This is a genomic window from Streptococcus sp. 29887 (assembly GCF_032595075.1).
Classification (GTDB): domain Bacteria; phylum Bacillota; class Bacilli; order Lactobacillales; family Streptococcaceae; genus Streptococcus; species Streptococcus iners.
Genome location: NZ_CP118735.1, coordinates 2146059 through 2170231 on the forward strand (window position 1 = coordinate 2146059; position 24173 = coordinate 2170231).

At 43.7% G+C, this 24173-nt stretch carries 22 protein-coding genes and 1 other RNA gene; 4 read left to right on the forward strand and 19 right to left on the reverse strand.

Annotation, left to right across the window (positions count from 1 at the left end):
- Window positions 1-11: 11 nt before the first annotated feature.
- Window positions 12-1247 (forward strand): NAD(P)H-dependent oxidoreductase, encoded by a 1236-nt coding sequence (locus tag PW252_RS10390; protein WP_248049298.1) that lies wholly within the window; start codon window positions 12-14, stop codon window positions 1245-1247.
- A 392-nt stretch (window positions 1248-1639) separates the two neighbouring features.
- Complete coding sequence (locus tag PW252_RS10395) at window positions 1640-2434, forward strand: formate/nitrite transporter family protein (RefSeq protein WP_105159328.1); 795 nt, start codon at window positions 1640-1642, stop codon at window positions 2432-2434.
- Between the two features lie 88 nt (window positions 2435-2522).
- Here the strand turns inward: PW252_RS10395 and PW252_RS10400 are convergent, their stop codons facing one another.
- The 3 genes from PW252_RS10400 to PW252_RS10410 are packed head-to-tail and all read right to left on the reverse strand — an operon-like array spanning window position 2523 to window position 6456.
- On the reverse strand, window positions 2523-4307 hold the full coding sequence (locus PW252_RS10400; protein WP_248049296.1) for an ABC transporter ATP-binding protein: 1785 nt from the start codon (window positions 4305-4307) through the stop codon (window positions 2523-2525).
- Entirely contained in the window at window positions 4308-6014 is a 1707-nt protein-coding gene (locus PW252_RS10405) for an ABC transporter ATP-binding protein (protein WP_248049294.1), read from the reverse strand.
- A complete protein-coding gene (locus PW252_RS10410) occupies window positions 6007-6456 on the reverse strand; it encodes a MarR family winged helix-turn-helix transcriptional regulator (protein ID WP_172013982.1) in 450 nt (149 codons plus the stop codon). Before PW252_RS10410 ends, PW252_RS10405 begins: the two co-directional genes overlap by 8 nt.
- A gap of 226 nt (window positions 6457-6682) precedes the next feature.
- On the opposite strand from PW252_RS10410, the gene PW252_RS10415 reads away from it, so the two are divergent.
- Window positions 6683-7699: an NAD(P)H-dependent glycerol-3-phosphate dehydrogenase gene (locus PW252_RS10415; RefSeq protein WP_248049292.1), complete on the forward strand. Its 1017-nt coding sequence runs from the start codon at window positions 6683-6685 to the stop codon at window positions 7697-7699.
- 14 nt (window positions 7700-7713) lie between these two features.
- Window positions 7714-8619: a UTP--glucose-1-phosphate uridylyltransferase GalU gene (gene galU, locus PW252_RS10420; protein WP_248049290.1), complete on the forward strand. Its 906-nt coding sequence runs from the start codon at window positions 7714-7716 to the stop codon at window positions 8617-8619.
- A 25-nt stretch (window positions 8620-8644) separates the two neighbouring features.
- Here galU and PW252_RS10425 read toward each other — a convergent pair whose 3' ends face one another.
- From PW252_RS10425 to PW252_RS10500, 16 genes are all read right to left on the reverse strand, one after another.
- Window positions 8645-9322, reverse strand: coding sequence for a rhomboid family intramembrane serine protease (locus PW252_RS10425; RefSeq protein ID WP_248049289.1), 678 nt, complete (start codon window positions 9320-9322; stop codon window positions 8645-8647).
- Window positions 9306-9848, reverse strand: coding sequence for a 5-formyltetrahydrofolate cyclo-ligase (locus PW252_RS10430; protein WP_248049286.1), 543 nt, complete (start codon window positions 9846-9848; stop codon window positions 9306-9308). The genes PW252_RS10425 and PW252_RS10430 overlap by 17 nt, the downstream gene beginning before the upstream one ends.
- Window positions 9849-9889: 41 nt before the next feature.
- Window positions 9890-11017 (reverse strand): N-acetyldiaminopimelate deacetylase, encoded by a 1128-nt coding sequence (locus PW252_RS10435; protein ID WP_248049284.1) that lies wholly within the window; start codon window positions 11015-11017, stop codon window positions 9890-9892.
- Window positions 11018-11026: 9 nt separating this feature from the next.
- Window positions 11027-11725 carry a 2,3,4,5-tetrahydropyridine-2,6-dicarboxylate N-acetyltransferase gene (dapD, locus tag PW252_RS10440; protein ID WP_024376132.1) on the reverse strand — a complete coding sequence of 233 codons (699 nt, stop codon included), beginning with the start codon at window positions 11723-11725 and terminating at the stop codon, window positions 11027-11029.
- Between the two features lie 107 nt (window positions 11726-11832).
- Complete coding sequence (locus PW252_RS10445) at window positions 11833-12672, reverse strand: hypothetical protein (RefSeq protein ID WP_248049282.1); 840 nt, start codon at window positions 12670-12672, stop codon at window positions 11833-11835.
- A 114-nt stretch (window positions 12673-12786) separates the two neighbouring features.
- Entirely contained in the window at window positions 12787-13527 is a 741-nt protein-coding gene (locus tag PW252_RS10450) for a metallophosphoesterase (RefSeq protein ID WP_248049280.1), read from the reverse strand.
- Window positions 13528-13593: 66 nt separating this feature from the next.
- A complete protein-coding gene (locus tag PW252_RS10455; RefSeq protein WP_248049278.1) occupies window positions 13594-14943 on the reverse strand; it encodes a glucose-6-phosphate isomerase in 1350 nt (449 codons plus the stop codon).
- A gap of 81 nt (window positions 14944-15024) precedes the next feature.
- A complete protein-coding gene (locus PW252_RS10460; protein WP_248049276.1) occupies window positions 15025-15567 on the reverse strand; it encodes a hypothetical protein in 543 nt (180 codons plus the stop codon).
- A gap of 213 nt (window positions 15568-15780) precedes the next feature.
- An RNA gene (gene ffs / locus PW252_RS10465) (signal recognition particle sRNA small type) lies at window positions 15781-15876 on the reverse strand.
- A gap of 41 nt (window positions 15877-15917) precedes the next feature.
- Complete coding sequence (gene tadA / locus PW252_RS10470; RefSeq protein ID WP_248049274.1) at window positions 15918-16439, reverse strand: tRNA adenosine(34) deaminase TadA; 522 nt, start codon at window positions 16437-16439, stop codon at window positions 15918-15920.
- A 353-nt stretch (window positions 16440-16792) separates the two neighbouring features.
- Complete coding sequence (gene tkt / locus PW252_RS10475; RefSeq protein WP_248049272.1) at window positions 16793-18763, reverse strand: transketolase; 1971 nt, start codon at window positions 18761-18763, stop codon at window positions 16793-16795.
- A gap of 102 nt (window positions 18764-18865) precedes the next feature.
- Window positions 18866-19957, reverse strand: coding sequence for an L-ascorbate 6-phosphate lactonase (ulaG, locus tag PW252_RS10480; RefSeq protein WP_029943848.1), 1092 nt, complete (start codon window positions 19955-19957; stop codon window positions 18866-18868).
- Window positions 19958-20088: 131 nt separating this feature from the next.
- Window positions 20089-21777, reverse strand: coding sequence for a BglG family transcription antiterminator (locus tag PW252_RS10485; RefSeq protein WP_248049270.1), 1689 nt, complete (start codon window positions 21775-21777; stop codon window positions 20089-20091).
- A gap of 117 nt (window positions 21778-21894) precedes the next feature.
- Complete coding sequence (locus tag PW252_RS10490; protein ID WP_248049268.1) at window positions 21895-22512, reverse strand: hypothetical protein; 618 nt, start codon at window positions 22510-22512, stop codon at window positions 21895-21897.
- 78 nt (window positions 22513-22590) lie between these two features.
- Window positions 22591-23307 (reverse strand): L-ribulose-5-phosphate 4-epimerase, encoded by a 717-nt coding sequence (locus PW252_RS10495; protein WP_024386066.1) that lies wholly within the window; start codon window positions 23305-23307, stop codon window positions 22591-22593.
- On the reverse strand, window positions 23307-24170 hold the full coding sequence (locus tag PW252_RS10500) for an L-ribulose-5-phosphate 3-epimerase (RefSeq protein WP_024419273.1): 864 nt from the start codon (window positions 24168-24170) through the stop codon (window positions 23307-23309). The genes PW252_RS10495 and PW252_RS10500 overlap by 1 nt, the downstream gene beginning before the upstream one ends.
- Window positions 24171-24173 lie beyond the last annotated feature (3 nt).

Below are 24173 nucleotides of genomic sequence, written 5' to 3' on the forward strand. Positions count from 1 at the left end.
GGAGAACAATCATGAAATTTGTCGGAATCGTCGGGTCTAATGCAGACCAATCTTATAACCGCATGCTATTGCAATTTATTCAACGCCACTTTAAAGTAAAATTTGAATTAGAGCTTTTGGAAATCAAAGATGTCCCAATGTTCAATCAGGACGAAGACCAGTCTAATAGTTTTGCGATCCAATACCTTTACAACAAAATCACACGTGCTGATGGTGTCATCATTGCTACACCTGAGCACAACCACACCATCACACCTGCTCTTAAAAGTACTCTAGAGTGGCTCAGTTTCAATTTACATCCATTTGAAAATAAACCAGTTATGATTATCGGGGCTTCTTACTACGACCAAGGAACGTCTCGTGCTCAAGTCCACTTGAGAAAAATTTTGGACGCTCCAGGTGTCAATGCCTACACGTTGCCAGGTAATGAATTCCTCCTTGGTAAAGCGAAAGAAGCTTTTGATGATAAAGGGAACATTATCAATGAAGGGACTGTGAAATTCTTGGAAAGCTGTCTAGACAACTTTATCAAGTATGTCGGCGTTGTATCTAAATTGAAACAACCCAAGCCAATTGCACCAGAAGATTTAGACTGTAACCATCCAATCGCAACGACCATCACAGGTGTGGATCCAGATGATCCAGACTGGTTGGAAAAAGCTGCCAAACAGGTCAATGCCGTTGAGGGAAATACCTATGTGAAATTGGACAACGGTCTCCTCACCGTAGACCAACTCAATATGTTCCTCAATGCGATGCCATTTGAATTGACCTATGCAGATGATAATAACCAATTCCTCTACTACAACAACAAGCACCAGGAGCCAAATACCATGTTGGGTAAACGGGTACTTGCTCAAGTAGGAAATCGCCTATCAACTGTCCACGGTACGCTACCTCCTGCCCGCATGAAGAATGTTGAATGGGTTGTCGGTACCTTGCGTAATGGTAACCAAGAATATGTTCGTACCATTGTACCCGGTACCCCTGCTGAAATTATCAATACCCACAACTACCAAGCTATGTACTATCCTGATGGATCCTACGCTGGTATCAATGAAATTATCTTTAATTTCAAACCATGGCTAGATTGGTATCTTGAAGCTACTGGTCAACGCTTAGTTGGTGGTTCGGGAACTGCCGCAGCTCCTGCACATGTTGACGCAACCTCTGGTGCATCAGATGCTGGTAGCGCCCCTGCTACTTCCACACCGACAGATGCAGATTCTGGTGCATCCGCTCACTAATCGTTCACATATAGGTGCTGGGCTTTCTGCCCAGCACCTCTTCTCAGAGTTCATGTCAACATCTCAGCGCAGTAGTTGATTGGCTTAAACAGTCTGGGGGACTGTTTAAGGTTGGAGATAGGATTTGCAAAGCAAATCACAGCAGTTCGTTTTTTACACTCCAAATCTAGCCTCTACGACTGGTGCGAACAGAGTTCGCTTCATTTCCAACCTCCAACTGTCTCCCAGACAGTTGGAGCTGTACGGGGGTGGGAGTAAAATAGTCCAGTGGACTATTTTAGCCCGAACCTACTGTTTGGAAGCGAGGGGAACTCTTTTTAAACTGGTCGAGTTCTTTCCCACTCCCATATTTTTCAAACAAAACATTGATCATGATTTCACAAGGAGTTCCTATGTCACCATTTCAAGAAAAAATTTCAGCTGCAGTTTCAAAAAAAGAAGCCCTTTTTGACGAAAGTCTAGGCCGCTATGCCTTGCGTTCTATGTATGCAGGAGCCTACCTGACTATGTCAACAGCTGTCGGTATTATCGGAGCAGACGTTATTGCCAGTCAATTTCCAAGTTTGTCGCGCTTTGTCTTTACCTTCATCTTTGCTATTGGGCTGGTTTTTGTTCTTCTTTTTGGTGGTGAATTAGCCACATCTAACATGATGTATCTCACAACTGGTGCCTACTATAAGCAAATTAGCTGGAAAAAAGTGACACTGATGCTGCTATACTGTACTTTCTTTAACTTTGTAGGCGCTACTATTCTAGCCTGGCTCTTCAATCAGTCCTTCTCCTACCTCAATCTCTCTGATAAGAGCTTTGTCGTCAATGCCGTTACCATCAAACTTGGAAAATCTGACTGGAGTAATTTTATTGAAGGGATCACGGCTAATATGTTTGTAAATATGGCAATCCTTGGCTTCATGCTCATCAAGGAACAGTCTGCTAAGTTCTTTGTCATCATTTCCTCCATTTTTATGTTCGTTTTCCTCATCAATGAGCATCTGGTCGCCAATTTCGCATCTTTCATGCTCCTAGCTTTTAACGCTACTCGAAGCAATGTCGAAGCCTTCAATATGATCAATATCCTTCGTCAATGGATTGTGGTCTTTTTTGGAAATTGGCTCGGAGCCGGTCTCTTTATCGGTATCGCCTACGCTTGGCTCAATCAAACCAAAACCAACCATATTGAGCAGTAAGCCTATCACAAAAACAGCCAAGATAAACCACGTCCTAAACGTTTAAGGATTGTGGTCTGCTTATCTTGGCTGTTTATTTTTCTATATATTATTCAAACACAAACTGATTGTGGTAGAGTTCGGCATAGAAGCCGTTGAGCTTGAGGAGTTGGCTGTGATTGCCTTGTTCAATCACCTTTCCGTCTTTGAGGACGATGATCTCATCCGCATTGAGAATGGTTTTGAGGCGGTGGGCAATGACGAAGCTGGTCCGTCCTGCGATAATGGCCTCCATGGCCTTTTGAATTTTGGCTTCCGTTACGGTATCAACGTTGGACGTTGCTTCGTCTAAAATCAAGACCTGTGGATCTGTCAAGAGCGTACGGGCAATGGAAATCAACTGTTTCTGACCTGTTGAGAAGACATTCTCATCATCGGTCACAAAGGTTTCATAGCCCTCTGGCAAGCTCATGATGAAGTCGTGGATATGGGTGGCACGAGCTGCGGTTTCCACCATTTCCTGCGAAATGCTCTCATCACCGAAGCGAATATTGTCCGCAATAGTACCCGAGAATAGCACCGACTCCTGCAAAACGATACCGACCTTATCCCGCAAGCTGTCCAAGTCATATTCCCGAATATTACGACCATCAAAGGCCACGCTACCACCATTGACATCGTAGAAGCGGTTAATCAAGTTCATAATGGTAGTCTTACCAGACCCCGTCGGACCAACGACCGCCACCATTTTGCCCTTAGGAGCAGAGATAGATACCTTGTCCAAGACCTTCTGACCTGGCAGGTAGCCAAAGTCAATGTCCTTGATTTCAACACCTTCTTTTAATTCGGTAAATAGCGGAGCGTTTTGAGGGCGAACTTCCTCAGGCTCATCAAACATTTCCTGAATACGATGAGCTCCTGTAAAAGCTAGCTGCAATTCTGCCCAGCTGGCAGCAACCTGCATGATTGGCTGGTAATACTGTTGCGAATACTGAACAAAGGTCACCACCAGACCAAGTGCGGCAGCTGTTTCCAGCGAGCTATCATTGAGAACAATGCTGGAGCCTGCAAAGATAACAATGGCAGTATTAACCAGGCTCATTCCGTTCATAAATGGGAAGAGAATCCCACCAAACAAGCGTCCCTTAAAGGTTGTGCGACGAACTTCTTCATTGAGTTCTAAGAAACCATCAATCGTCTCTTCCTGCACACCCTGTACAATAATCGCTTTTTGTCCAGAAATTTTCTCGTCCATGTAGGCATTGAGCTTAGATACCGCAGCCTGTTGCTTATCCGTATATTTCCGTGATAGGCGGATGATAAGGACCAAGGCAATCAAGGCAACTGGCGTAGAAGCAATGGTCACCAAGGCCAAGCGAGTATCCTGACGGAACATCATGATGACCATACCAATATAAAGAGCAATGTTGGTCACTACCTGGGTCAAAGACTGGTTAAAAGCATTTTGGATATTATCCAAATCACTGGTAAAGCGAGAAAGAATATCCCCGTCCTTGTGACTATCAAAGAAGGCAACTGTCAAACGTTCCAGTTTGCCAAACAAGCCCTTACGCATACGGTTGGTCGAATGAGCCACGATGCGCGTGAAGAGGAGGGTGTAAATCAAGGTTGCCACGACCGTCGCCGCATAGGCAAAGAAAAGATCGAGCATAACCCCGTTAAAATCAGACAGGTCAGGTTTGAAATCTGACTGACCCATTTGCACCGAAGCAAAGTAAGCTTGCCCGATTTTCCCCATCTCCGCAATGGCATTTCCAAGGAAAACAGGTGTCTTAACCTGCAAGTAGGTCGCTGTCACAATGGCTAGAAAAATCACAGCAAAGGACAGTTTATAGCGTTTAAAATAAAACCAGAAAAAACGTAACGTCTTCATCTATTCCTCCCTCCCTTTCTGTGTTTCGTAGATTTCACGGTAAACATCGTTCGTCGCTACCAGCTCAGCATGGGTCCCTTGGCCGATCAGACGACCTTCGTCAAGAACCAAAATCTTATCAGCCTTGACAACAGAAGAAATCTTCTGGGCAACAATGACAGTGGTTGTCCCCTTCAAATCATGGTTGAGAGCCTCTTGGACTAGTTTCTCAGACCTGGCATCCAGGGCAGAAGTTGAGTCATCCAAGACCAAAACCTTAGGCTCGCCAATCACCCCACGAGCAATGGACATCCGCTGCTTCTGACCACCAGAGAAGTTATTTCCACGTTCTTCTACTTGGCTCTCATAGGTATCATCCAAGCGGTCGATAAATTCTTTGGCTTGGGCAATACCTGCGGCCCGCTCCAAACGTTGCAAATCAGCACCAGGTGCCCCTTGACGCAGGTTGTCCGCAATGGTCCCCGAGAAGAGAATAGCCTTTTGCAAGACAATCGATACCGTATCACGCAGGGTGTTCTTGCTGACTTCTTTCAAGTCCCGACCACCGATGGACACCGTTCCTTCTTGCGGGTCAAACAAACGCGGAATCAGTTGGGCAAGTGTGGATTTACCCGCACCTGTTGCACCAACCACACCGACCATTTGCCCAGGCTCAATCTCAAATGAGATATTTTTCAAAGTCGGCTCTGTATCATGTGGATAGGTAAAGCTAACATTGTCAAAGACAATCTTACCAGTCAATTCTTCATCCGCCACATCCTTGAAGGTCATAGCAGGCTCCGTATCCAAGACCTCGCTGATACGCTTAATTGAAATCGCCGCACGAGAAGCCTGCATCCCCATGAAACTAGTCATGATGATAGCAAACATAATTTGCATGAGGTAGCTCATAAAGGAAGTAAAGCCACCAACTGCTTCCATGTTGGTTTTCAACATCCCAGACACCAAGTAAAGCGACGCAAAAATCGCCATATAAGAGATAAACATCATCAAGGGTTGCAAGATAGCAAAACCATAGCCGATAAAGAGATTGAGATCCAAGAGTTCATTGGATACCTCCTTGAATTTAGCGTATTGATTTTTCTCCTGAACAAAAGACTTGACCACACGGATTCCACGCAAATTTTCCTTGGCAATGCTATTCATCTTGTCCATAAGGGACTGGAATATCCCAAAACGTGGTCCCATTTGCCCCATGACAACTGCCATAATGGCCATAATCAAGACCACCATGAGAATAATCATCCACCAGAGTTCTGGCATGGTCCGCACTGCCATAATGAAGGCTCCGACAAACAGCAATGGAACCCGCATCAATACTGTAAAGAGCATCATGACAAGGTTTTGGATTTGATTGACATCGTTAGTCATCCGAACAACCAGGTTCCCTGCGTTAAACTCTTCGATATTGGCATAAGAGAAGCTTTGGATCTTCCGAAAGGTCTTCTCACGAATATCCGCAGATACTCCCTGAGAAATCTTAGCTGCTGAAATGGTATTGACAAGCCCTGCTAAAAGACCAATTCCAGCAATAATCAGCAGTAATTTACCCACACGAACAATTTCATCCTTGTCATTGGCCAAGACTGCTGTCAAGACATCCTGCAGATAACTAGGTTGCATTAAGGTCGTTGCTACGACAATCGACGTCAGTAAGACCGATGCTAAGGCGTACCATTTATAGCGTAAAATGGCTTCTTTAAACATGTTTCTTCTCCTTATAGTGTTGAATATTTTCTTTTAATTGATCGGCTACTTGTCTAACCAAATCAAATTCTTCTTTTTGAATACCCCAAAATAGAGAATGGTGCATTTCTTCATGGAAGGCTTTCAGGTGACAGATTTTCCCTTGTCCCTTCTCTGTCAAAACCAACTGCTTATAACGTTTATCAACCTGAGAAGGTAGGACTTGGATAAAGCCATTTTTCTCCATTCTCTTGACCAGATTGCTGGCAACCGATTTGGAAATCTTTAATTCCGCTTCTATATCTTTGACAAAGGTTTCAAGGTCTGACCGCTCCGCGATGAAACGCAAGGCCCAGCCCTGTGGACCAGCTAGGTGCTCTACATCGTATTCTTTAGCAATGGTTTCACTGATTTGTTCAATCTGATTGAGCAAGTTCCGAAAATCTGCAATGGTATGTCCCACAATAGCTCCTTTCCAATCAATTAATTAGCATGAGAACTATTATAGTTCTCTTAGGAACTATTGTCAATGATTTCATCTCCAATTTTCTGAAAATGGTGCCTATTTTCATACTATCTACTGTCAACATTTTTCTTTATCAAAGCAATATTTGACATGACTTGCAAGCTTTTATTTTTTGCTTATGGTATAATAGTAAAGAAATTAACTCAACTAGAAAGGATTTTCTATGACCAAACAAACTATTGCTATCTTGGGACCCGGTTCATGGGGGACTGCCCTGGCTCAGGTTCTCAACGATAACGGTCATACTGTCCGTATTTGGGGAAATATTCCCGAACAGATTGACGAAATCAATGAACACCATACCAATACCCGCTACTTCAAGGACATTGTCTTAGACGAAAATATCAAAGGTTACAAGGATTTGGCGGAAACTCTAGATGGAGTTGACGCTGTTCTCTTTGTTGTTCCAACCAAGGTGACCCGCCTGGTTGCCAAACAAGTTGCTCAAGCCCTTAAACACAAGGTGGTTGTCATGCACGCTTCCAAAGGGTTGGAACCAGATAGCCACAAGCGCTTATCTGAGGTCTTGGAAGAAGAAATTCCTGCAGATCTCCGTTCAGAAATCGTTGTGGTTTCTGGACCAAGCCATGCCGAAGAAACCATTGTCCGTGACTTAACCTTGATTTCTGCAGCTTCAAAAGACTTGGAAACAGCTGGCTATGTGCAAAACCTCTTCAGCAACCATTACTTCCGCCTTTACACCAACAATGATGTCATCGGTGTAGAAACAGCTGGTGCTCTTAAAAACATCATCGCAGTTGGTGCTGGTGCCCTTCACGGACTCGGATTTGGCGATAATGCCAAGGCAGCTATCATTGCCCGAGGCTTAACTGAGATTACCCGCCTTGGGGTTGCCATGGGAGCCAATCCCCTAACCTACAGTGGTCTGTCTGGTGTCGGCGACTTGATTGTTACAGGAACCTCTGTTCACTCACGCAACTGGAGAGCTGGGGATTTACTTGGAAAAGGGGAAAAACTCGAAGATATCGAAGCCAACATGGGCATGGTTATCGAAGGGATTTCTACTACCAAGGCAGCCTACGAATTAGCACAAGAATTGGGCGTTTATATGCCAATCACTCAAGCCATCTACAGCGTCATTTACCAAGGAGCTAGCATCCAGGACGCTATCAAAGATATCATGTCCGGCGAATTCCGCCATGAAAATGAATGGTCTTAATAAAAGGAGATACGATGACAAAAAAAGTTAGAAAAGCCGTTATTCCTGCTGCTGGTTTAGGAACCCGTTTCCTACCTGCTACTAAGGCTCTTGCCAAGGAAATGTTGCCGATTGTAGATAAACCAACCCTTCAATTTATCTTTGAAGAGGCCCTTCGTTCCGGTATCGAAGACATCTTGGTTGTAACCAATAAATCCAAACGTTCCATCGAAGACCACTTTGACTCAAACTTTGAATTGGAGTATAACCTAAAGGAAAAAGGGAAAGAGGATCTTTTGAAATTGGTTGATGATGCGACAGCCATTCGTCTACACTTCATTCGCCAAAGCTATCCAAAAGGGTTGGGTGACGCAGTCTTACAGGCCAAGGCCTTTGTTGGGAATGAGCCATTTGTCGTAATGCTGGGCGATGACCTTATGGACATCACAGACGACACTGTCAAACCAATTACCAAACAGCTAATTGAAGACTACGAAGCAACCCATGCCTCAACACTAGCGGTTATGCCTGTTCCCCACGAAGAAGTATCATCTTATGGTGTCATTGCCCCTCAAGGCGAAGGTATCAATGGTCTCTATAGTGTGGAGACCTTTGTGGAAAAACCAAAACCAGAAGATGCACCGTCTGATTTGGCCATTATCGGGCGCTACTTGCTAACTCCTGAAATCTTCAAAATATTAGAAAATCAAGAACCAGGTGCAGGCAACGAAATTCAGTTGACAGATGCCATTGACACCCTCAACAAAACCCAGCGTGTATTTGCTCGTGAATTCACAGGAAAACGGTACGATGTCGGAGATAAATTTGGCTTTATGAAAACATCGATTGACTACGCCTTGACCCACCCACAAGTCAAAGATGATGTCAAAGACTATATCATCGACCTTGCCAAACAGTTACAAACTGAAGAAGAAAAGTAAAAAACTAGCAACCGCTAGTTTTTTCTTATATCACATAAAATATACCTAATAGCACGGCAATCAAGCTCCAATAACCAATGAAACTGTAGAAAATCTGTTTTCCTGTAAAAAGATCTTTTTCCACAAGAGGCGGAAGGAACATCACAACCAAACAACCTCCAACAGCTCCTCCAATATGCCCTGCCATACTAATGGTTGGATTGAAAAGTCCCAAGACCAAGTTCAATCCCAAAAGGACCATGTAGCGTTGACCAAGAACTTGCAGATAGGGACTACGACTGAATTTCCTCAAGAGTGCCATGGCAGCAAAAAGACCAAAGAGCGAGGTCGATGCACCTGCACCAACTACATCTGGTGTAAAGAAGAGTACGAAGAGATTTCCCATTATCCCAGACAAGATATACAGCAGAAAGAAGCGCCGTGCTCCAAACAGTCCTTCTAATTGATAACCCAAACCAAGCAAGGTGATGCTATTAAAGATAAAATGTTCCCAACCAATGTGGACAAAGATAGGGGAAATCAAGCGCCACAACTGAGTTGGATCATACCGCACAACTTGACCATACATGCCACCAAACTCAAAAATCGTATAGGCTGTAGTGGTCTGCCCAAAGCGAAATATTTGTATAAATAGAAAAACAAGAGCCGTAGCTGCCAACAAGCCATTGGTCACAGGGTAGCGCTTATCAAAAAGATTCTTCAAAAATCAACAACTCCTTTACTGGAATATCAAATACATCTGGTTCGAAATCATAGACTTGAAAGTCTGCCAAGGTCGATACCATTTTCCCCTGATAATCTGCTAAATAGCGGTCGTAAAAACCACCTCCATAGCCCACTCGAAAACCCGCATGGTTCCATGCTAAACCGGGCACATGGATCAACTTAACCACAGACTTATCCACAGGTTGTGAATAAGTCCCTGGTTCCCAAACTCCAAACCTAGATTTCACCAAATCATCAGGATTATATTCTACAAAATCCATACACCCTTGTGAATAGGTCTTAGGGATGAAAATCTGCTTGCCGTCCTTTTGAGCCTGCTCAATCAGGTAAGAAGTGTCAAATTCATGGGGCATGGAAAGGTAGGTCCCAAGCGACTTTGAGCACTTATAGGTGTCCGATGAAAGGAGCCTTTCTGTTAGTTGCTGACTCCATCTTGCTCGCTGGCTACTAGTCAGGGCTTTCAATCTCTGCAAGACCTCTTGCCGAATTTCTTTTTTATCCACAGGAACTCCTTTCTTTTCAGAAAAAGACCGGAAAAACCAGTCTAGTTTGCTTTCATTTTCAAAAAATCGCTCAACTTATCCACAGCAAAGGTAAGCACTTCCTCTTTGGGACTGAGACGTGGATTGTGAAGGGGATAAGGCGTATCCACACCCAACCAGAACATAACACCCGGAACCTTGTTAAGCAGGTAGCCGAAGTCCTCACCCGTCATGGCAGGTGGACAATCAATCATCTCCACTCCGTCAACACCATCAAAGTAAGTCATCAGTTCATCTGCCAGTTGAGGATTGTTCTCCACAGGCAGATAACCACTTGGATTGAGCTCGATCTCCAAGTCCACTCCAAAGGACAAGGCAATTCCCTCTGCCACTTCCCGCACCCGTTTTTGCACCAAGAGGCTCATGTTCTGAGTCAAGGCCCGAATGGTCCCGTGCAGAAAGGCTGTTTCAGCAATGACATTGTTTGTCGTGCCAGCATGCATGGAGCCGAAGGTCACCACCGCTCCCTCGATCGGGTCGACATTTCGACTCACCACTGACTGAACCTGGGTCACAAAGTAGCTGGCCGCCACCAAGGCGTCATTGGCGGTATGGGGAAATGCTGCGTGGCCACCCTTTCCTGTAAACCGTATCTTGACTTCACAGGTCCCAGCAAAGAGGGTCGCACGGTTGGTGGCCATTTGACCAACTTTGAGGTCCGGTCGGACATGGAGGCCATAAAATTCATCTGGCAACCAATCCCCAAAAGCTCCCGCTTCATACATAAGCATGCCACCTGCTAGATTTTCCTCCGCAGGCTGAAACAAGAAGAGAAGATTATTTTTCGGTTGCTGCTCTGCCATTTTCTCCAAAAGCCCCAAGGCAATGGTCATGTGGAAATCATGTCCACAGGCGTGCATCCGGTCTGGGTGGAGGGACTTGAAGTCCAGGCCCGTCTCCTCCACGATCGGAAGACCGTCAATATCCGCCCGCCAGCCAATCGTTTTCTCTGGAGCAGAGCCCGTCAAATAGACCAAGATTCCTGTCTTCCAAGTACGAACTTGAGCAAAAGAACAGTCTTGAAGTACACCTTCAATGGTTTCCATGAGAAAGGCATGGGTCTTAAACTCCTCCATGCCCAGCTCTGGAATCTGGTGGAGGGCCCGGCGTGTCGCGATCAAATCTAGCATAGCTACCTCTTAGAGTGTCCGCAAAGCCTCTTCCAAGGCTGTTTTTTGTTGGGTTTGAGCGTCGATTTCCTTGATGATGCGGGCTGGCACACCTGCCACCACTACGTTTTCAGGGACATCTTGGGTCACTATCGCACCCGCTGCCACTACAGAGCCGCTACCGATTTGCACACCCTCGATGACAACAGCATTGGCACCGACCAAGACATTGTCACCAACACGCACTGGCTCAGCAGAAGCGGGCTCGATGACACCTGCAAGGACCGCACCTGCACCGATGTGGCTGTTTTTACCAACGGTCGCACGTCCCCCCAAAATCGCACCCATATCAATCATGGTACCTGGACCGATTTCCGCACCGATGTTAATCACCGCTCCCATCATGATAACGGCATTATCACCGATGGTCACTTGGTCACGGATTATGGCACCTGGCTCGATACGGGCGTTGATGTTGCGTTTGTCAAGTAATGGCACAGCTGAATTGCGGCCGTCTTGTTCTACAACGTAGTCCACATTTTCAGTCAAGTTTGCCAAGAGTGGCTCAACGTCCTTCCAGTCACCGAAGAGGACATTGCCAAGCTTTGTCACTTCAGCAGGAACAGGACCTGCCAATTCTCCTTCAAAGGTCACTTTAACAGTGGTCTTTTTCACAGCATTACCGATAAATGCAATGATTTCTTGTGCAGTCATTTTTTGTGCAGTCATAATGATTCCAATCTAAAAATAATATTTTTACTATTATATCAAAATTTTCTGAAAATTTGGGAAGAAATGCAAAAAAATGAAAAAGCCCCAACACTGGGGCTATCACTTTAATCAATCACTGTCTTTTCTAGAGTAAAACTAATTGGAATTGTAGCAATAACATCATAGTCATCATTCATAATTTCAAGAACAATATTGACGGTTGCTCCTTCTTTTAACAAACCGTCCGAGTCACGCATAGTCGCTTCTTTCCATTGACCACTAGATAGTTCTGCATAAGATAAATCACCTAAACCATAGCTTGAAATCACTTGTCCATTAACATCCATGGATTCAATAGTTGATTGGATAGGTATCGAACCACTATTCGTTAGTTTAAATGTATAGTAATTTGTTTGTTCTAATTTAATGCCATTTTGGTCATATAAAACTTTTGGTTGGTAATCACTTCCTAGATAGTCTTCATACAGTCCAACTTCCATGTATGGAATTGTAATCTCTGCACCAAATGTTGATTCATAGGTATATCTACCATAGGTATAACCGTAGAGTGTAATATAATCATCTTCTGAAATGGTATCCGTTACCTGAGACCCATCAATCAATGCGAGAATCATATTGTCATAATTTCCCTCAAACGCTAATCTAACGATAGTATCACCATCATCATACATAGCTTGAACAATCTTACCTGATACTTTAACCTTTTTCCCATTTTCCATCAAATCATGATTCCAAGTATCATAATCAGATAAAGTAAGATTAGAATAATTATCTTTGTTGGAATCAAACTCAGCTGTGCTTGTATAACTTGAAGAAGCAGTAGAATCCTCAGAGGAAGTTGAACTGGTGGACTCCACTCCTACTGAATTACTCGAACCACTCGTACATGCTACCAAACTAAAAAAAGAAAGAACAGCAATACTTATTAATGTTAGTTTTTTCATATAATCCTCCAAAAAATTGTGTACAACACCATTATATATATATATATATATGCGTTGTCAAGTAGAAAAACAAAAAAAATTAGAAGTGTTACCTCCTAATTTTCTGGTATTATCTTAATCTTCAATTTCTTTTCTGGGATTAACAGCCCCAACGATATAATCTTGAACTAAACCTGTGTCATCTAGTACAATTCCATGGAGAACTCCACCATAAACAGCTCCTCCGTCAATCCCCATTTTCCCATCTGAACTGGTCCAGATTTGGCTAATGCGGAGCTTTGTTTGATAGAGGTTATAAACAGGAGTATGCCCAAAGACAATCATCTTCCCTGTGGTATTTTCAGCCTCATGGAAAGGGGTGCGTAACCAAACCTTATCATGATTGCTGGTTTCGCGCCAGTCCGGTAAGGTCAAGTCCACACCAGCATGTACAAAGATATATCCTTCTGTTTCCAGATGATAGGGACAAGATTTGACAAAATCAATCAGGTCCCCATATTGTTCCATCACTGCATTAGCATCTACCAATCCATCTACAGGAGCATCCAAGGGACGACCAAGAAGAGAGTTAATCGTCGTATCGCCACCATTTCTCCGATAGTGGTCATAGCGGTCAACCGGATCACGTAACCAAGCCAGAAACATTCGTTCATGATTCCCAGTCAGACAAATAGCATCTTTTTCTCGGACTAATTGCCAAACCAACTCTAGACAGGCCTTTGAGTTTTCTCCACGGTCAATTAAATCACCTAGGAAAATCAACTGTTGTCGCTTCTCGTTCCATTTCTTTAAAATATCAAGCAGGAGTTCAAACTTACCATGAACATCTCCTACTACAAAAAATTCTTTTTTCATAGAAAATATTCTACCATATTTCTAATGGAAATAAAAACTGGCCGTTTCCGGTCAGTTTTTATTCTATTACAATCGTGCGTTCAATTCTGCACCGAGTTCTTCAAATCCTGGTTTGCCAAGAAGAGCGAACATGTTTTTCTTGTAGGCTTCTACACCTGGTTGGTCAAATGGGTTGATGGCATTGAGGTAACCAGAGATAGCAATCGCCAACTCGAAGAAGTAGAAGGTGTAACCAAGTGTGAACTCATCTTGTTGTGGAAGAGTGACAAACATGTTTGGTACGCCACCATCTGTGTGGGCAAGAAGTACGCCATCTGTTGCTTTTTTGTTTACAAAGTCAACGTCTTTTCCTTGCAAGTAACCAAGACCGTCAAGGTCTTCTGCCATGTCAGGAATGAGGATATTTTTTCTTGGTTTGTCAACACGAACTACTGTTTCAAAGATATTGCGGTTTCCTTCTTGGATAAATTGTCCAAGTGAGTGCAAGTCTGTTGAGAAGTTAGCAGATGTTGGGTTGATACCTTTTTGGTCCTTACCTTCTGACTCACCAGCCAATTGTTTCCACCATTCGCTGAAGTATTGGAGTGATGGCTCATAGTTTGCCAAGATTTCTGTTACATAGCCTTTTCTGTAAAGGATGTTACGAACAGCTGCATATTGGTAAGCCTCATTTTCGGCAATCTTATCTGATGTATAGGTCTTGCGGGCAGCGTTTGCACCTTCCATCAGGGCATCAATATCTGCACCAGCTGCTGCGATTGGCAAAAGACCAACTGCTGTCAAGACAGAGAAACGGCCACCAACATCGTCTGGAACTACAAAGGTTTCCCAACCATTTGCGTCCGCTTCAACCTTAACTGCACCTTTTGCCTTGTCAGTTGTCGCATAGATACGCTTGTTAGCTTCCTCTTGACCGTATTTCTTCACAAGCAATTCTTTGAAGACGCGGAAAGCAATAGCTGGCTCGGTTGTTGTACCTGATTTTGAAATCACGTTAACTGAGAAGTCCTTATCTGCCACGTAGTCCACCAAGTCAGCAAGGTAGCTTGATGAGATTGAGTTTCCAGCGTAAAGGATTTGTGGAGCTTTGCGCTCTTCACGAGTTTGCAAGTTAACAAAAGCATTGCTCAAGAAATCAATGGCTGCTTTAGCACCAAGGTATGAACCACCGATACCGATAACCACCAAAACTTCGCTTTCATTTTGGATCTTAGCCGCCGCTTCCTTGATACGCGCAAATTCTGCTTTGTCATAGTTTTCTGGTAAATCCAACCAGCCGATAAAGTCGCTACCAGGACCTGTTCCTTGACGGAGCATTTGGTCAGCTAGAGTAACTTGTGGTTGCATATAGTCTACTTCTTGAGCACCAACAAATTGGCCCAAGACTTTTGAATAATCAAATGTAATATGTGTCATGTCATTCCTCCATTTATGTACCATAATATGATAACGCTTTATCATGTTTTTTTCAAGGAATTTATCAATTTTCATTTATTTTCATAAAACCATGCTTGTTTGAATGTTGTTTTCTGAAAATTGTTTGTAATTTACCCTTGCATAATAGTCTTCCAAGTACTCCCCGCTTTGTGTCACAGTTATCAATTCTGGACATAGCTTAGACAGTAAATAAAGTGGCAACAAACTGAGATACCAAATAGTCATCACTTCAAAAATGAATTTATTATTATTTCCTCGATGAATATAGCGTTGTTTGTACTCCGCTTTTAGACGAGGATGGGGAATATAGATATGAAAAGGAATGCCCTGAGAAACAATGACCGTCAGTACCATCCTCACCAAAAAATTGAGGGCTACAAGGACCGTCTTTCCCTCTTCGTGTAAGGCATAGGCCTTGTTCACATATACATTTTTATAGTTCTTATCTTTAATGGGACGGGGAGTGGATTTCCGTTCTTCCTTGGTCAAATGTCTGACGCTGCTATTATCATACTTAATATCAGACATCTCCAAATCGACTACATGAGCATATCTCTTGGCCAGGGTCGTTTTCCCCATACCTGGAAAAGCAAATATAAACATAGGCCTTCCTCCTTTTCCCCTGTAGAATAGCAGAGCTAACAAAAAGTTTTCTTAAGTGGAAGTCTATTTTACTCCTTTTTCCCTATAAATCAATAGAAAAATCCAAAAATCAGTCCCCAGACGGAGAGAAAAGTACTTGCTAAGGCCGTTGCCCTTATTTCTAAAAATTAGACAAAGAAAACCCTCTGAAAAGCTTGACTTCAACGTTTTTTTAGACTATACGCAAAAAGAGCACACACCCGACTTCGCTTAGGGCTGCTGGATTCCTCCCCTGACCCGCTTCACGCACGAATGTTGCTCCACTTATTATTATAACACAAATCAATGAAAGTGCAAGTTTAGAGTGTAAACTAGCTATCCGAAACTGTCCCTTGCTGAGCTTTCAAGGCCTCTTTTTCTACTTTTTGTTTTTCTCTTCTCTGCCTAAAAAAGTCCTGCATGATTTGGGCACAAGAATCTTCCAAGAGCCCTGTTTCCACTTCCACACGATGATTGAGGCGCTCATCCGTTAAAATGTCGTATAGGCTACCTGCCGCCCCAAACTTTTGATTGGTAGCACCGTACACCACCCGTGGAATGCGGGCAAGACCAATGGCACCGCTACACATGACACAGGGTTCAATGGTCACAAAGAGGGTCGTATCCAGCAAACGCCAATTGCCCTCCACTTGATTAGCCTCCTGAATAGCCATAACCTCCGCATGCATAATAGCCTGATTAAGCTCCTCACGGGCATTATGTCCACGGCCAATAATCTGTCCATCCTTGACAATGACACAGCCAATGGGAATTTCTTCCTTGTCCAGCGATTTTTTGGCTTCAGTCAAAGCCTGGTTCATAAAATATTCTTTTTCTTCTTGTGTATAGTTCATAGGATTATTATAACAGAAATAGCGTCTAAACCTGAAACTTTTTCCCAATATAAAAAATACCTTCTCACTTGGAGAAGGTAGGGGGAGAGCAATGATCAATCGATTGTTCAAAAGATATTATGATATATTATCATTTTGTTGTCAAGAGCTAATTAACAATTTGCAAGCTATTTGAACCGTCCTAGAAATCAATCTAGATAGGAGTGCTGGATAAAGTAATAGCGAAACCTGGAACACTTTATTCTGTATTCCTTCTACTGTCCTTATATGTTATACAAAAATGCACAGATTGTTAAGAGAGAGAAATTTCGAAAATAGAAAACAGCCCCGAAGGGCTGTCTGTACAGTTTCTATTACAATTCTCCAACCAATTTCACTACGTTTTCTACAGTGAAGCCATAGTTGTCGATAACTGTTTGTGCTGGAGCTGATGCACCGAATGTGTCGATACCAAGGACTTTACCGTCAAGACCGACATACTTGTACCAACTTTGAGTAGCACCCATTTCGATAGCCAAACGACGACGGATAGCATTTGGAAGGATTTCTTCCTTGTAAGCTGCGTCTTGAGCATCGAAGAGCTCAGTTGATGGCACAGAAACCACACGAACTTTTGTACCAGCTGCTTCTAGTTCTTTGGCAGCTTTAACAGCCAAGTTGACTTCTGAACCAGACGCAAGAAGGATAGTGTCAAAGCCTGCTGCTTCATAAACCACATAAGCACCTTTGGCAACCTTGTCAAAGTCAGTACCTTCTTCAACTGTCAAGTTTTGACGAGTGAGGACAAGTGCTGATGGTGTAGATTTGCTAGTCAATGACAAGTACCAAGCTGCCTGTGTTTCACGCGCATCTGCTGGACGGAAGACATTGAGGTTTGGCATAGCACGAAGTCCTGCCAAGTGCTCGATTGGTTCGTGAGTTGGTCCATCTTCACCAACTGCGATAGAGTCATGAGTGAAGACATAAGTCACAGGAAGACCTTGAAGGGCTGACAAACGAACAGCTGCCTTCACATAATCTGAGAAGACGAAGAAGGTACCACCGTAAACACGAAGTCCACCGTGAGCTGCCATACCGTTCAAGATAGTACCCATAGCAAATTCACGCACACCGAACTGGATGTTGCGGTTGAGTGGGTTCGCAGCATCTTGCAGACCATCTTCCTTGATATAGGTCATGTTTGAGTGAGCCAAGTCTGCTGAGCCTCCAAGGAAGGTTGGCAAGACCTTAGCTGCTGCGTTGAGGGCATCTTGTGATGAGTTACGAGTTGCTTGTGAGAAGCCATTTTCGTAGACTGGGAAGTCTTCTGGTTTCACTTCCACTACATCGCGACCTTCCAAGATAGCTGTTACTTCAGCTGCTAATTCTGGATGAGCTACTTTGTAGTCTTCTACTAATTTCACCCAAGCATCGTAAGCTGCTGCACCACGATCTGCTACATTTGCCTTGAAGTCCGCATAGACTTCTGCTGGAATTTCAAATGGAGCGTAGTTCCAGTCAAGTGCCTTACGAGTTGCTTCTGCTTCCTCTGGTCCAAGCGGCGCACCATGGACTGCGTTTGTACCTTGTTTGTTTGGTGAACCGTGACCGATAACAGTCTTGATTTCGATAAGAGATGGCTTACCGGCTGCCTTAGCTTTTTCAATAGCGGCAAAGATTGCATCCACATCTGTACCGTCTGTTACGAGGTCTGTATGCCAGCCATAAGCATTGTAGCGAGCACGCACATCTTCTGTGAAGGAATCTTTTGTTTCACCATCCAAGTTGATATCGTTTGAATCATAAAGAACGATGAGTTTTTCTAATTTTTGAAGACCAGCGTAAGAAGCAGCTTCTGCAGAAACACCCTCCATCAAGTCGCCATCACCACAGATTACATATGTATAGTGGTCGAAGATCGGGAAACCATCACGGTTGTACTTAGCCGCAAGGAAACGCTCAGCTTGAGCAAAACCTGTCGCAGTTGAGATACCTTGACCAAGAGGACCTGTTGTCGCATCAACACCAGCTGTGTGACCAAATTCTGGGTGACCTGGTGTTTTTGAACCCCACTGACGGAAGTTTTTGATTTCGTCCATGCTGACATCTTCAAAACCTGAAAGGTGAAGAAGTCCGTAAAGCAGCATAGAGCCGTGTCCTGCTGACAAGATAAAGCGGTCGCGGTTGATCCAGTTTGGTTGAGCTGGGTTGATGCGGAGTTCTTTAGTGAACAAGCTATAGGCCATTGGTGCCGCACCCATAACAACACCTGGGTGACCTGATTTTGATTTTTCAATGGCATCGATACCAAGGAAACGAATTGCGTTTACTGAAAGTTGTGACATCTTATTCTCCTTTAATAAAGTCATAGTTCTATTATACCATAAAGCGTTTTCGCTTGTCATTTTCAAAAGGCAGGACTTGCGTCCCGCCCTCGGAGTGATCTATTATAGCAAGGCCTTGAATTGAATGTTTGAATCTTCCAAGAAGCAATCGTCAAAGCCACGTGGGTGATGGTATTCAATACGGTCTTTGTCAAGTGGATAGGTGTACTTGCCACCAACTTCCCAGATAAATGGATGGAAGTCATATTGCAAGCGTTCTTTACGCATTTTCCAGAGCTGCAAGATTTCATCTGTTGATGCCATGAAGTTAGACCAGATGTCATAGTGAACTGGGATAATAACCTTAGCACGCAAGTTTTCTGCCATACGAAGAAGGTCGATTGATGTCATCTTGTCTTGGATACCGATTGGGTTATCACCATAGTTGTTGATAGCAACGTCAATGTTGAAGTCACGGCCGTGTTTTGCAAAGTAGTTAGAGAAGTGGGAGTCTGCACCGTGGTAGATGGTTCCGCCAGGTGTTTCAAAGACATAGTTGACTGCCTTGCGAGCCATGAGCTCATCTGTCACAGGAAGACCTGCTAGCTTGCCACCGTTTTCTTCGTAGCCATCGATTGGAAGAGTTACCAAGCAAGTACGGTCGAAGGATTCTACAGCGTGTACCTTGATGTCTTTGAATTCAAAGCTGTCGCCCGGTGCGATACGGATGATACGGTCAGCTGGAACACCCCATTTTTCCCAAATGTCGCCACTTTCAACTGGTCCTACAAATTTGACATGATCCAATTTTGGATTGTTGATGATAGCAGCGGCTGTGCTGATGTCCATGTGGTCACTGTGGACGTGCGATACTAGGTAGTAGTCCAATTCATTGATGGCAAATGGATCGATAACCATTGGTTGTACACGCAAGTTTGGTTGCAATTTACGGACACCTGCCATATTAGCCATTTGGTGACCCCAAACCATGTCTTTTACTTTTTTAGTTGACTTACCGCGTGATGACCAAAGGTCCATGACCACGTTCGCACCACCTGGTGTCTTAATCCAAACACCACAGTTACCAAGCCACCACATAGCAAAGTTGCCTTCTGGCACTACTTCTTCTTCAATTTCTTCATTAAGCCAAGTTCCCCACTCTGGGAAAGTTGAAAGAATCCATGATTCTCTTGTAATATCTTGAACTTTAGCCATTTTTCATTCCTCCTATAAGGCTGATTGTGTTTCTATGTTTCTAGTATATGCTCAACAGGTCACAAAAAAAAGACCAAATAAAACACAGGCTTGTGTTCACATTTGGACTTTAAGGCTTAGGCAAGCAAAAATCAGTACAAATCTGTTTCAATATCGCGACTAGATACATTTGACAGCAGTTCATTACTGATGAGCTTTTGCAGTCTACCTTTGAGTTCTTGGGCTGTCTTTCCATCTGATAAATAGCCAGCCAAGAGCTTATCTAACTCTACTGCAAATCCCTGCTTCTCATCAGACAGGCTACGGTATTTGGCAAAGTGGGTGAGATTGAGTACGTCATCGAAATCCAAGATTGGATGGACCCGTACCAGTGGGAAATCCGTTTCCAAACCCTCACTAGTTGTAATTAAGAAATCTACTTCCAACAAATCTTCAACACTTTTAAATTGCTCCGTAGTAAAGACTGCTCCAATTTTCTTATCAGGCAAATGATGCTGGCATTGTCTATAGAGCAGGCGTTGAACAGAAACTCCCTCATCACAGATTAGATAGATGTTTTGGCTCTGTACCTTTCGGGTTCCACTTCGGCGAATAGCCCCTCCTAGATGAATGGTCAGATAGGCAATGTCCTCATCTGTCAGCTCAATCTCCCATTCCTCCTCTAATATCTTACTGGAAACTTGGGTAACGGCAAATAAAGTGCTGTACTTCTCCTGGATTTGCTTGACCATTGGATTTTTGGATAAAATCCCATAGGTCTTTCTGAATAGTAGGGCCTTACAGTGGGCTAAGAGATGTCTAGCTAGCTCCTCTGGATTTTCCAACTCAAAGGAAGAATGGACTTCAAAGTGGTGAATAAAACGATTAACCACCCGTTTTAATTCATCAAAATCCTGGCTGGTGACATGAGCATCGCTATCCTTGCGATAGGATAGCAACAAGATGGCAATCAAGGAAACCTCAATATCATCTAGCTCCAAATCAAAACTAGACCACAGTGCCTCCTTAAAATCTTGCGCCACCAGATACTCAATCCGTTCTCGAACCTGTTCAAATTCCTTGAGAATGGCTCGTTCTTCCAACTCATCCAACTCCATATTGCGATAGCTGAGTAAGAGAAAGGGGAGAACCTTAAGCATAAACTCAATCTCATAACGGTTGATTTTCTTCCCTAATTTCTTCTCTAAACCAGGTACCTGTTTCTGCCAAAAACGAGCCATTTCTTCTGAGAAGAGAATTTGATAACCAACTAAATCCGATAATTTCTCTTCAAGGACTTGAAGAAAGCCCTTGTTGGCATCTGAAAAAATGCTATAAAGTAGAGAATGAACATACTGGATTTTGTTCAGGGGATGGCAAACTAAGCTATAGCCTTGGCTCTTGGACACATAGAGGGTCATCTTATATTGCTCCTGTGTCAGTTGCGATCGAATTTCATTGAGGTCATTCAAGACTGTGTTACGAGAAACCTCTGTCAGTTCCATAAGCTTTTCAATGGTTACCCGTTCGGGTGTGATACAAATGTAGACCATCATCAATTGAATACGTTCATCCATATTCATAATGTAGCTATAGGAATCAATGGAATCTAAGAGTTGGCGACAGGCTTGCTTTTGCTCTTCGGACAAGCGAATGCCTATCCGAGGCAGACTTTCCAGAGCTTCAATACCTTTTGGCAAAGAAGCATTGATTTTTTCCAAATGGTAGTAGATTTTTCTACGCGATTGTTGCAATTCCTTGGAAATAGCCATAATGGTTTCTGGCTCTTGGATACCAATCAAATGACGCAATAAGGCACAACTGCTTTTATCTAGTAACACCGTTTTTCCCTCCTCTCTTTCTCTATCTTAACACATTTATGCACCAATTTCTAATAATTATAAAAACTGAACGTATTCGTGCATCTTCATTCAAAATTGCCGACCCACCTAAATAGCTTAGTAGATACTCTTGATAATCTCCACCCGTGTAATCAAATCCCCATGCATATTGTCAATCCGTAGAGCCACATTCTTCAGATAGACACAGGCACCAATAGCAATGGTTTTCTCCTCTTCATTGAGTTTGCGGGTCACAAATTCACGTAGTGTTTCACTGCCCTCGCTAGGAATTTTAACCCTGGCAATGATATTGGCAACCCTGACCTTCTGGCTGGCCCGCATGATGATATTATTAGAGTCATCAAACTGGGTAAAGAGGTATTTTCTCACAGCAAATAAGATGGCAACCGACACAATACCAATCAGGTAATCCATGCTTGACCCATGTTCCACAATCAATTGGCGGGCAATAGCAACCAAGAGCACCTCGATGACAGTACTAGGGGATTGTTTGCAGAGCATTTTGATGAATTCGACCCCGACTGCCAAGGTCATAGCCTTGCTTAAAAAACTCTGGATAAAGTTATCCGCTTGAATACCACCCGTCAGTGAACCAACTAAATCCGCCAACAACAAACCTGACAGTGCTAGTAGGGCTAATCCTAAAATGGCTGATAAAATCAACTCCAGATAGTAGGCAACCTCTGTCAGACTATCTTGTAAAAACTTTCTCATGTCCTCTCCTTTCAAAAAAAGAAGAATGAGGAGAGCTCTTTTCTCATTCTTCTAATCATTTTTGGCTAGAAACAAAGCTTAGTGTTCATCACCTTTTTGTCCGTAGTAGGCATTTGGACCGTGCTTACGGAGATAGTGCTTGTCCATGATATAGCTTGGTGCTGGTTCCACCCGTGGATTGATTTGCTCTGTGTAGCGGTTCATCCGAGCCACTTCTTCTAGGACAACACTGTGGTAAACTGCCTGGGCAGGATCCTTGCCCCAAGTGAATGGACCGTGATTACGGACAACAATTCCTGGTACTGCAACTGGGTCGATGCCACGGCGCTCAAATTCCTCAATAATGACTGAGCCTGTTTCCTTTTCATAGGCAGTATTCACTTCTTCGGCCGTCAAAGAACGGGCACACGGTACTGGACCGTAGAAATAGTCTGCGTGCGTTGTTCCATAAAATGGAATGTCACGACCAGCCTGAGCCCAACCAACTGCCTCTGTCGAATGTGTATGGACAACAGCATGGACATTTGGCCAAGCCTTGTAGAGGGCAACGTGGGTCGCCAAATCAGACGACGGGTTGAGATCACCTTCTACCACATTTCCATCCAAGTCAGTCACCACCATGTTTTCTGGTGACAATTTTTCGTAATCAACACCTGAAGGCTTGATGACAATGCGACCAAGTTCACGGCAGACTTCTGATACGTTGCCCCAGGTAAACTTGACAAGCCCATGAGCAGGTAGGGCGATATTGGCTTCATAGACCCGTTGGCGCATTTCCTGTAAATCTTTTGGCATTAGTTCAACCCCGCTTTCTCAATCAATGGATAGAGGAAATCCTGCGCTTCTTTGATAGCTGCTCGTGTTTCCTCAACCGTTTCGCAGTTCTCTGACCACATTTCAATCAAGAATGGACCTTGGTAGTTGGTCTTTTTCAAGACTGCAAACATATTGTCCCAGTCCACACAGCCCTGACCGAATGGTACATCGCGGAATTGACCCTTGGAGCTTTCAGTTACCGCATAGGTATCTTTCAGGTGAAGGGCTGCGATAGAGCGATGACCTAGGTAAAATTCGCTATAAATATCATTGTGCCAAGCAGACACGTTTCCAGTATCTGGATAAACAAAGAGATATGGTGAGTCGATTTCCTTCTCAACTGCTAGATATTTTTCAATGGAGTTGATAAATGGATCATCCATAATCTCAATAGCCAACATGACCTGAGCCTGTTCTGCCCAGTCGCAAGCCTTGCGGAGATTCTTGATGAAACGTTCTCTAGTTTCAGGTGATTTTTCCTCATAGTAAACATCGTAACCAGCCAACTGGATGACACGGACACCCAAGTCCTGAGCCAGTTCGATACACTGTTTCATGGTTTCTAAAGACTTAGCTTCAAGAGCAGGATCATTGGAACCAAGCGGATAACGACGGTGACCAGAGAAGCAAATGGTCGGAATACGGACACCTGTTTCATAGATGGCCTTGACCAAATCCAAACGCTCTTCCTTGGTCCATTCCAATCGTGCCAAACGAGCATCGCTCTCATCCACCGACATTTCCACAAAGTCGAAACCTAATTCTTTGGCAAACTCCAAACGCTCTTTCCATGTGAAATGCTTAGGCGTTGCCTTTTCATATATTCCGATTGGTCGTGCCATAGG

Coding starts and splice junctions, on each gene's coding strand:
- PW252_RS10415 (WP_248049292.1), top strand. CDS start 6,683: ATGACCAAACAAACTATTGCTATCTTGGGACCCGGTTCATGGGGGACT.
- PW252_RS10455 (WP_248049278.1), bottom strand. CDS start 14,943: ATGACACATATTACATTTGATTATTCAAAAGTCTTGGGCCAATTTGTT.
- PW252_RS10490 (WP_248049268.1), bottom strand. CDS start 22,512: ATGAGAAAGTTTTTACAAGATAGTCTGACAGAGGTTGCCTACTATCTG.
- tadA (WP_248049274.1), bottom strand. CDS start 16,439: ATGAACTATACACAAGAAGAAAAAGAATATTTTATGAACCAGGCTTTG.
- PW252_RS10390 (WP_248049298.1), top strand. CDS start 12: ATGAAATTTGTCGGAATCGTCGGGTCTAATGCAGACCAATCTTATAAC.
- dapD (WP_024376132.1), bottom strand. CDS start 11,725: ATGACTGCACAAAAAATGACTGCACAAGAAATCATTGCATTTATCGGT.
- PW252_RS10405 (WP_248049294.1), bottom strand. CDS start 6,014: ATGTTTAAAGAAGCCATTTTACGCTATAAATGGTACGCCTTAGCATCG.
- PW252_RS10395 (WP_105159328.1), top strand. CDS start 1,640: ATGTCACCATTTCAAGAAAAAATTTCAGCTGCAGTTTCAAAAAAAGAA.
- PW252_RS10495 (WP_024386066.1), bottom strand. CDS start 23,307: ATGCCAAAAGATTTACAGGAAATGCGCCAACGGGTCTATGAAGCCAAT.
- galU (WP_248049290.1), top strand. CDS start 7,714: ATGACAAAAAAAGTTAGAAAAGCCGTTATTCCTGCTGCTGGTTTAGGA.
- PW252_RS10500 (WP_024419273.1), bottom strand. CDS start 24,170: ATGGCACGACCAATCGGAATATATGAAAAGGCAACGCCTAAGCATTTC.
- ulaG (WP_029943848.1), bottom strand. CDS start 19,957: ATGGCTAAAGTTCAAGATATTACAAGAGAATCATGGATTCTTTCAACT.
- PW252_RS10445 (WP_248049282.1), bottom strand. CDS start 12,672: ATGAAAAAACTAACATTAATAAGTATTGCTGTTCTTTCTTTTTTTAGT.
- PW252_RS10450 (WP_248049280.1), bottom strand. CDS start 13,527: ATGAAAAAAGAATTTTTTGTAGTAGGAGATGTTCATGGTAAGTTTGAA.
- PW252_RS10435 (WP_248049284.1), bottom strand. CDS start 11,017: ATGCTAGATTTGATCGCGACACGCCGGGCCCTCCACCAGATTCCAGAG.
- PW252_RS10460 (WP_248049276.1), bottom strand. CDS start 15,567: ATGTTTATATTTGCTTTTCCAGGTATGGGGAAAACGACCCTGGCCAAG.
- PW252_RS10400 (WP_248049296.1), bottom strand. CDS start 4,307: ATGAAGACGTTACGTTTTTTCTGGTTTTATTTTAAACGCTATAAACTG.
- tkt (WP_248049272.1), bottom strand. CDS start 18,763: ATGTCACAACTTTCAGTAAACGCAATTCGTTTCCTTGGTATCGATGCC.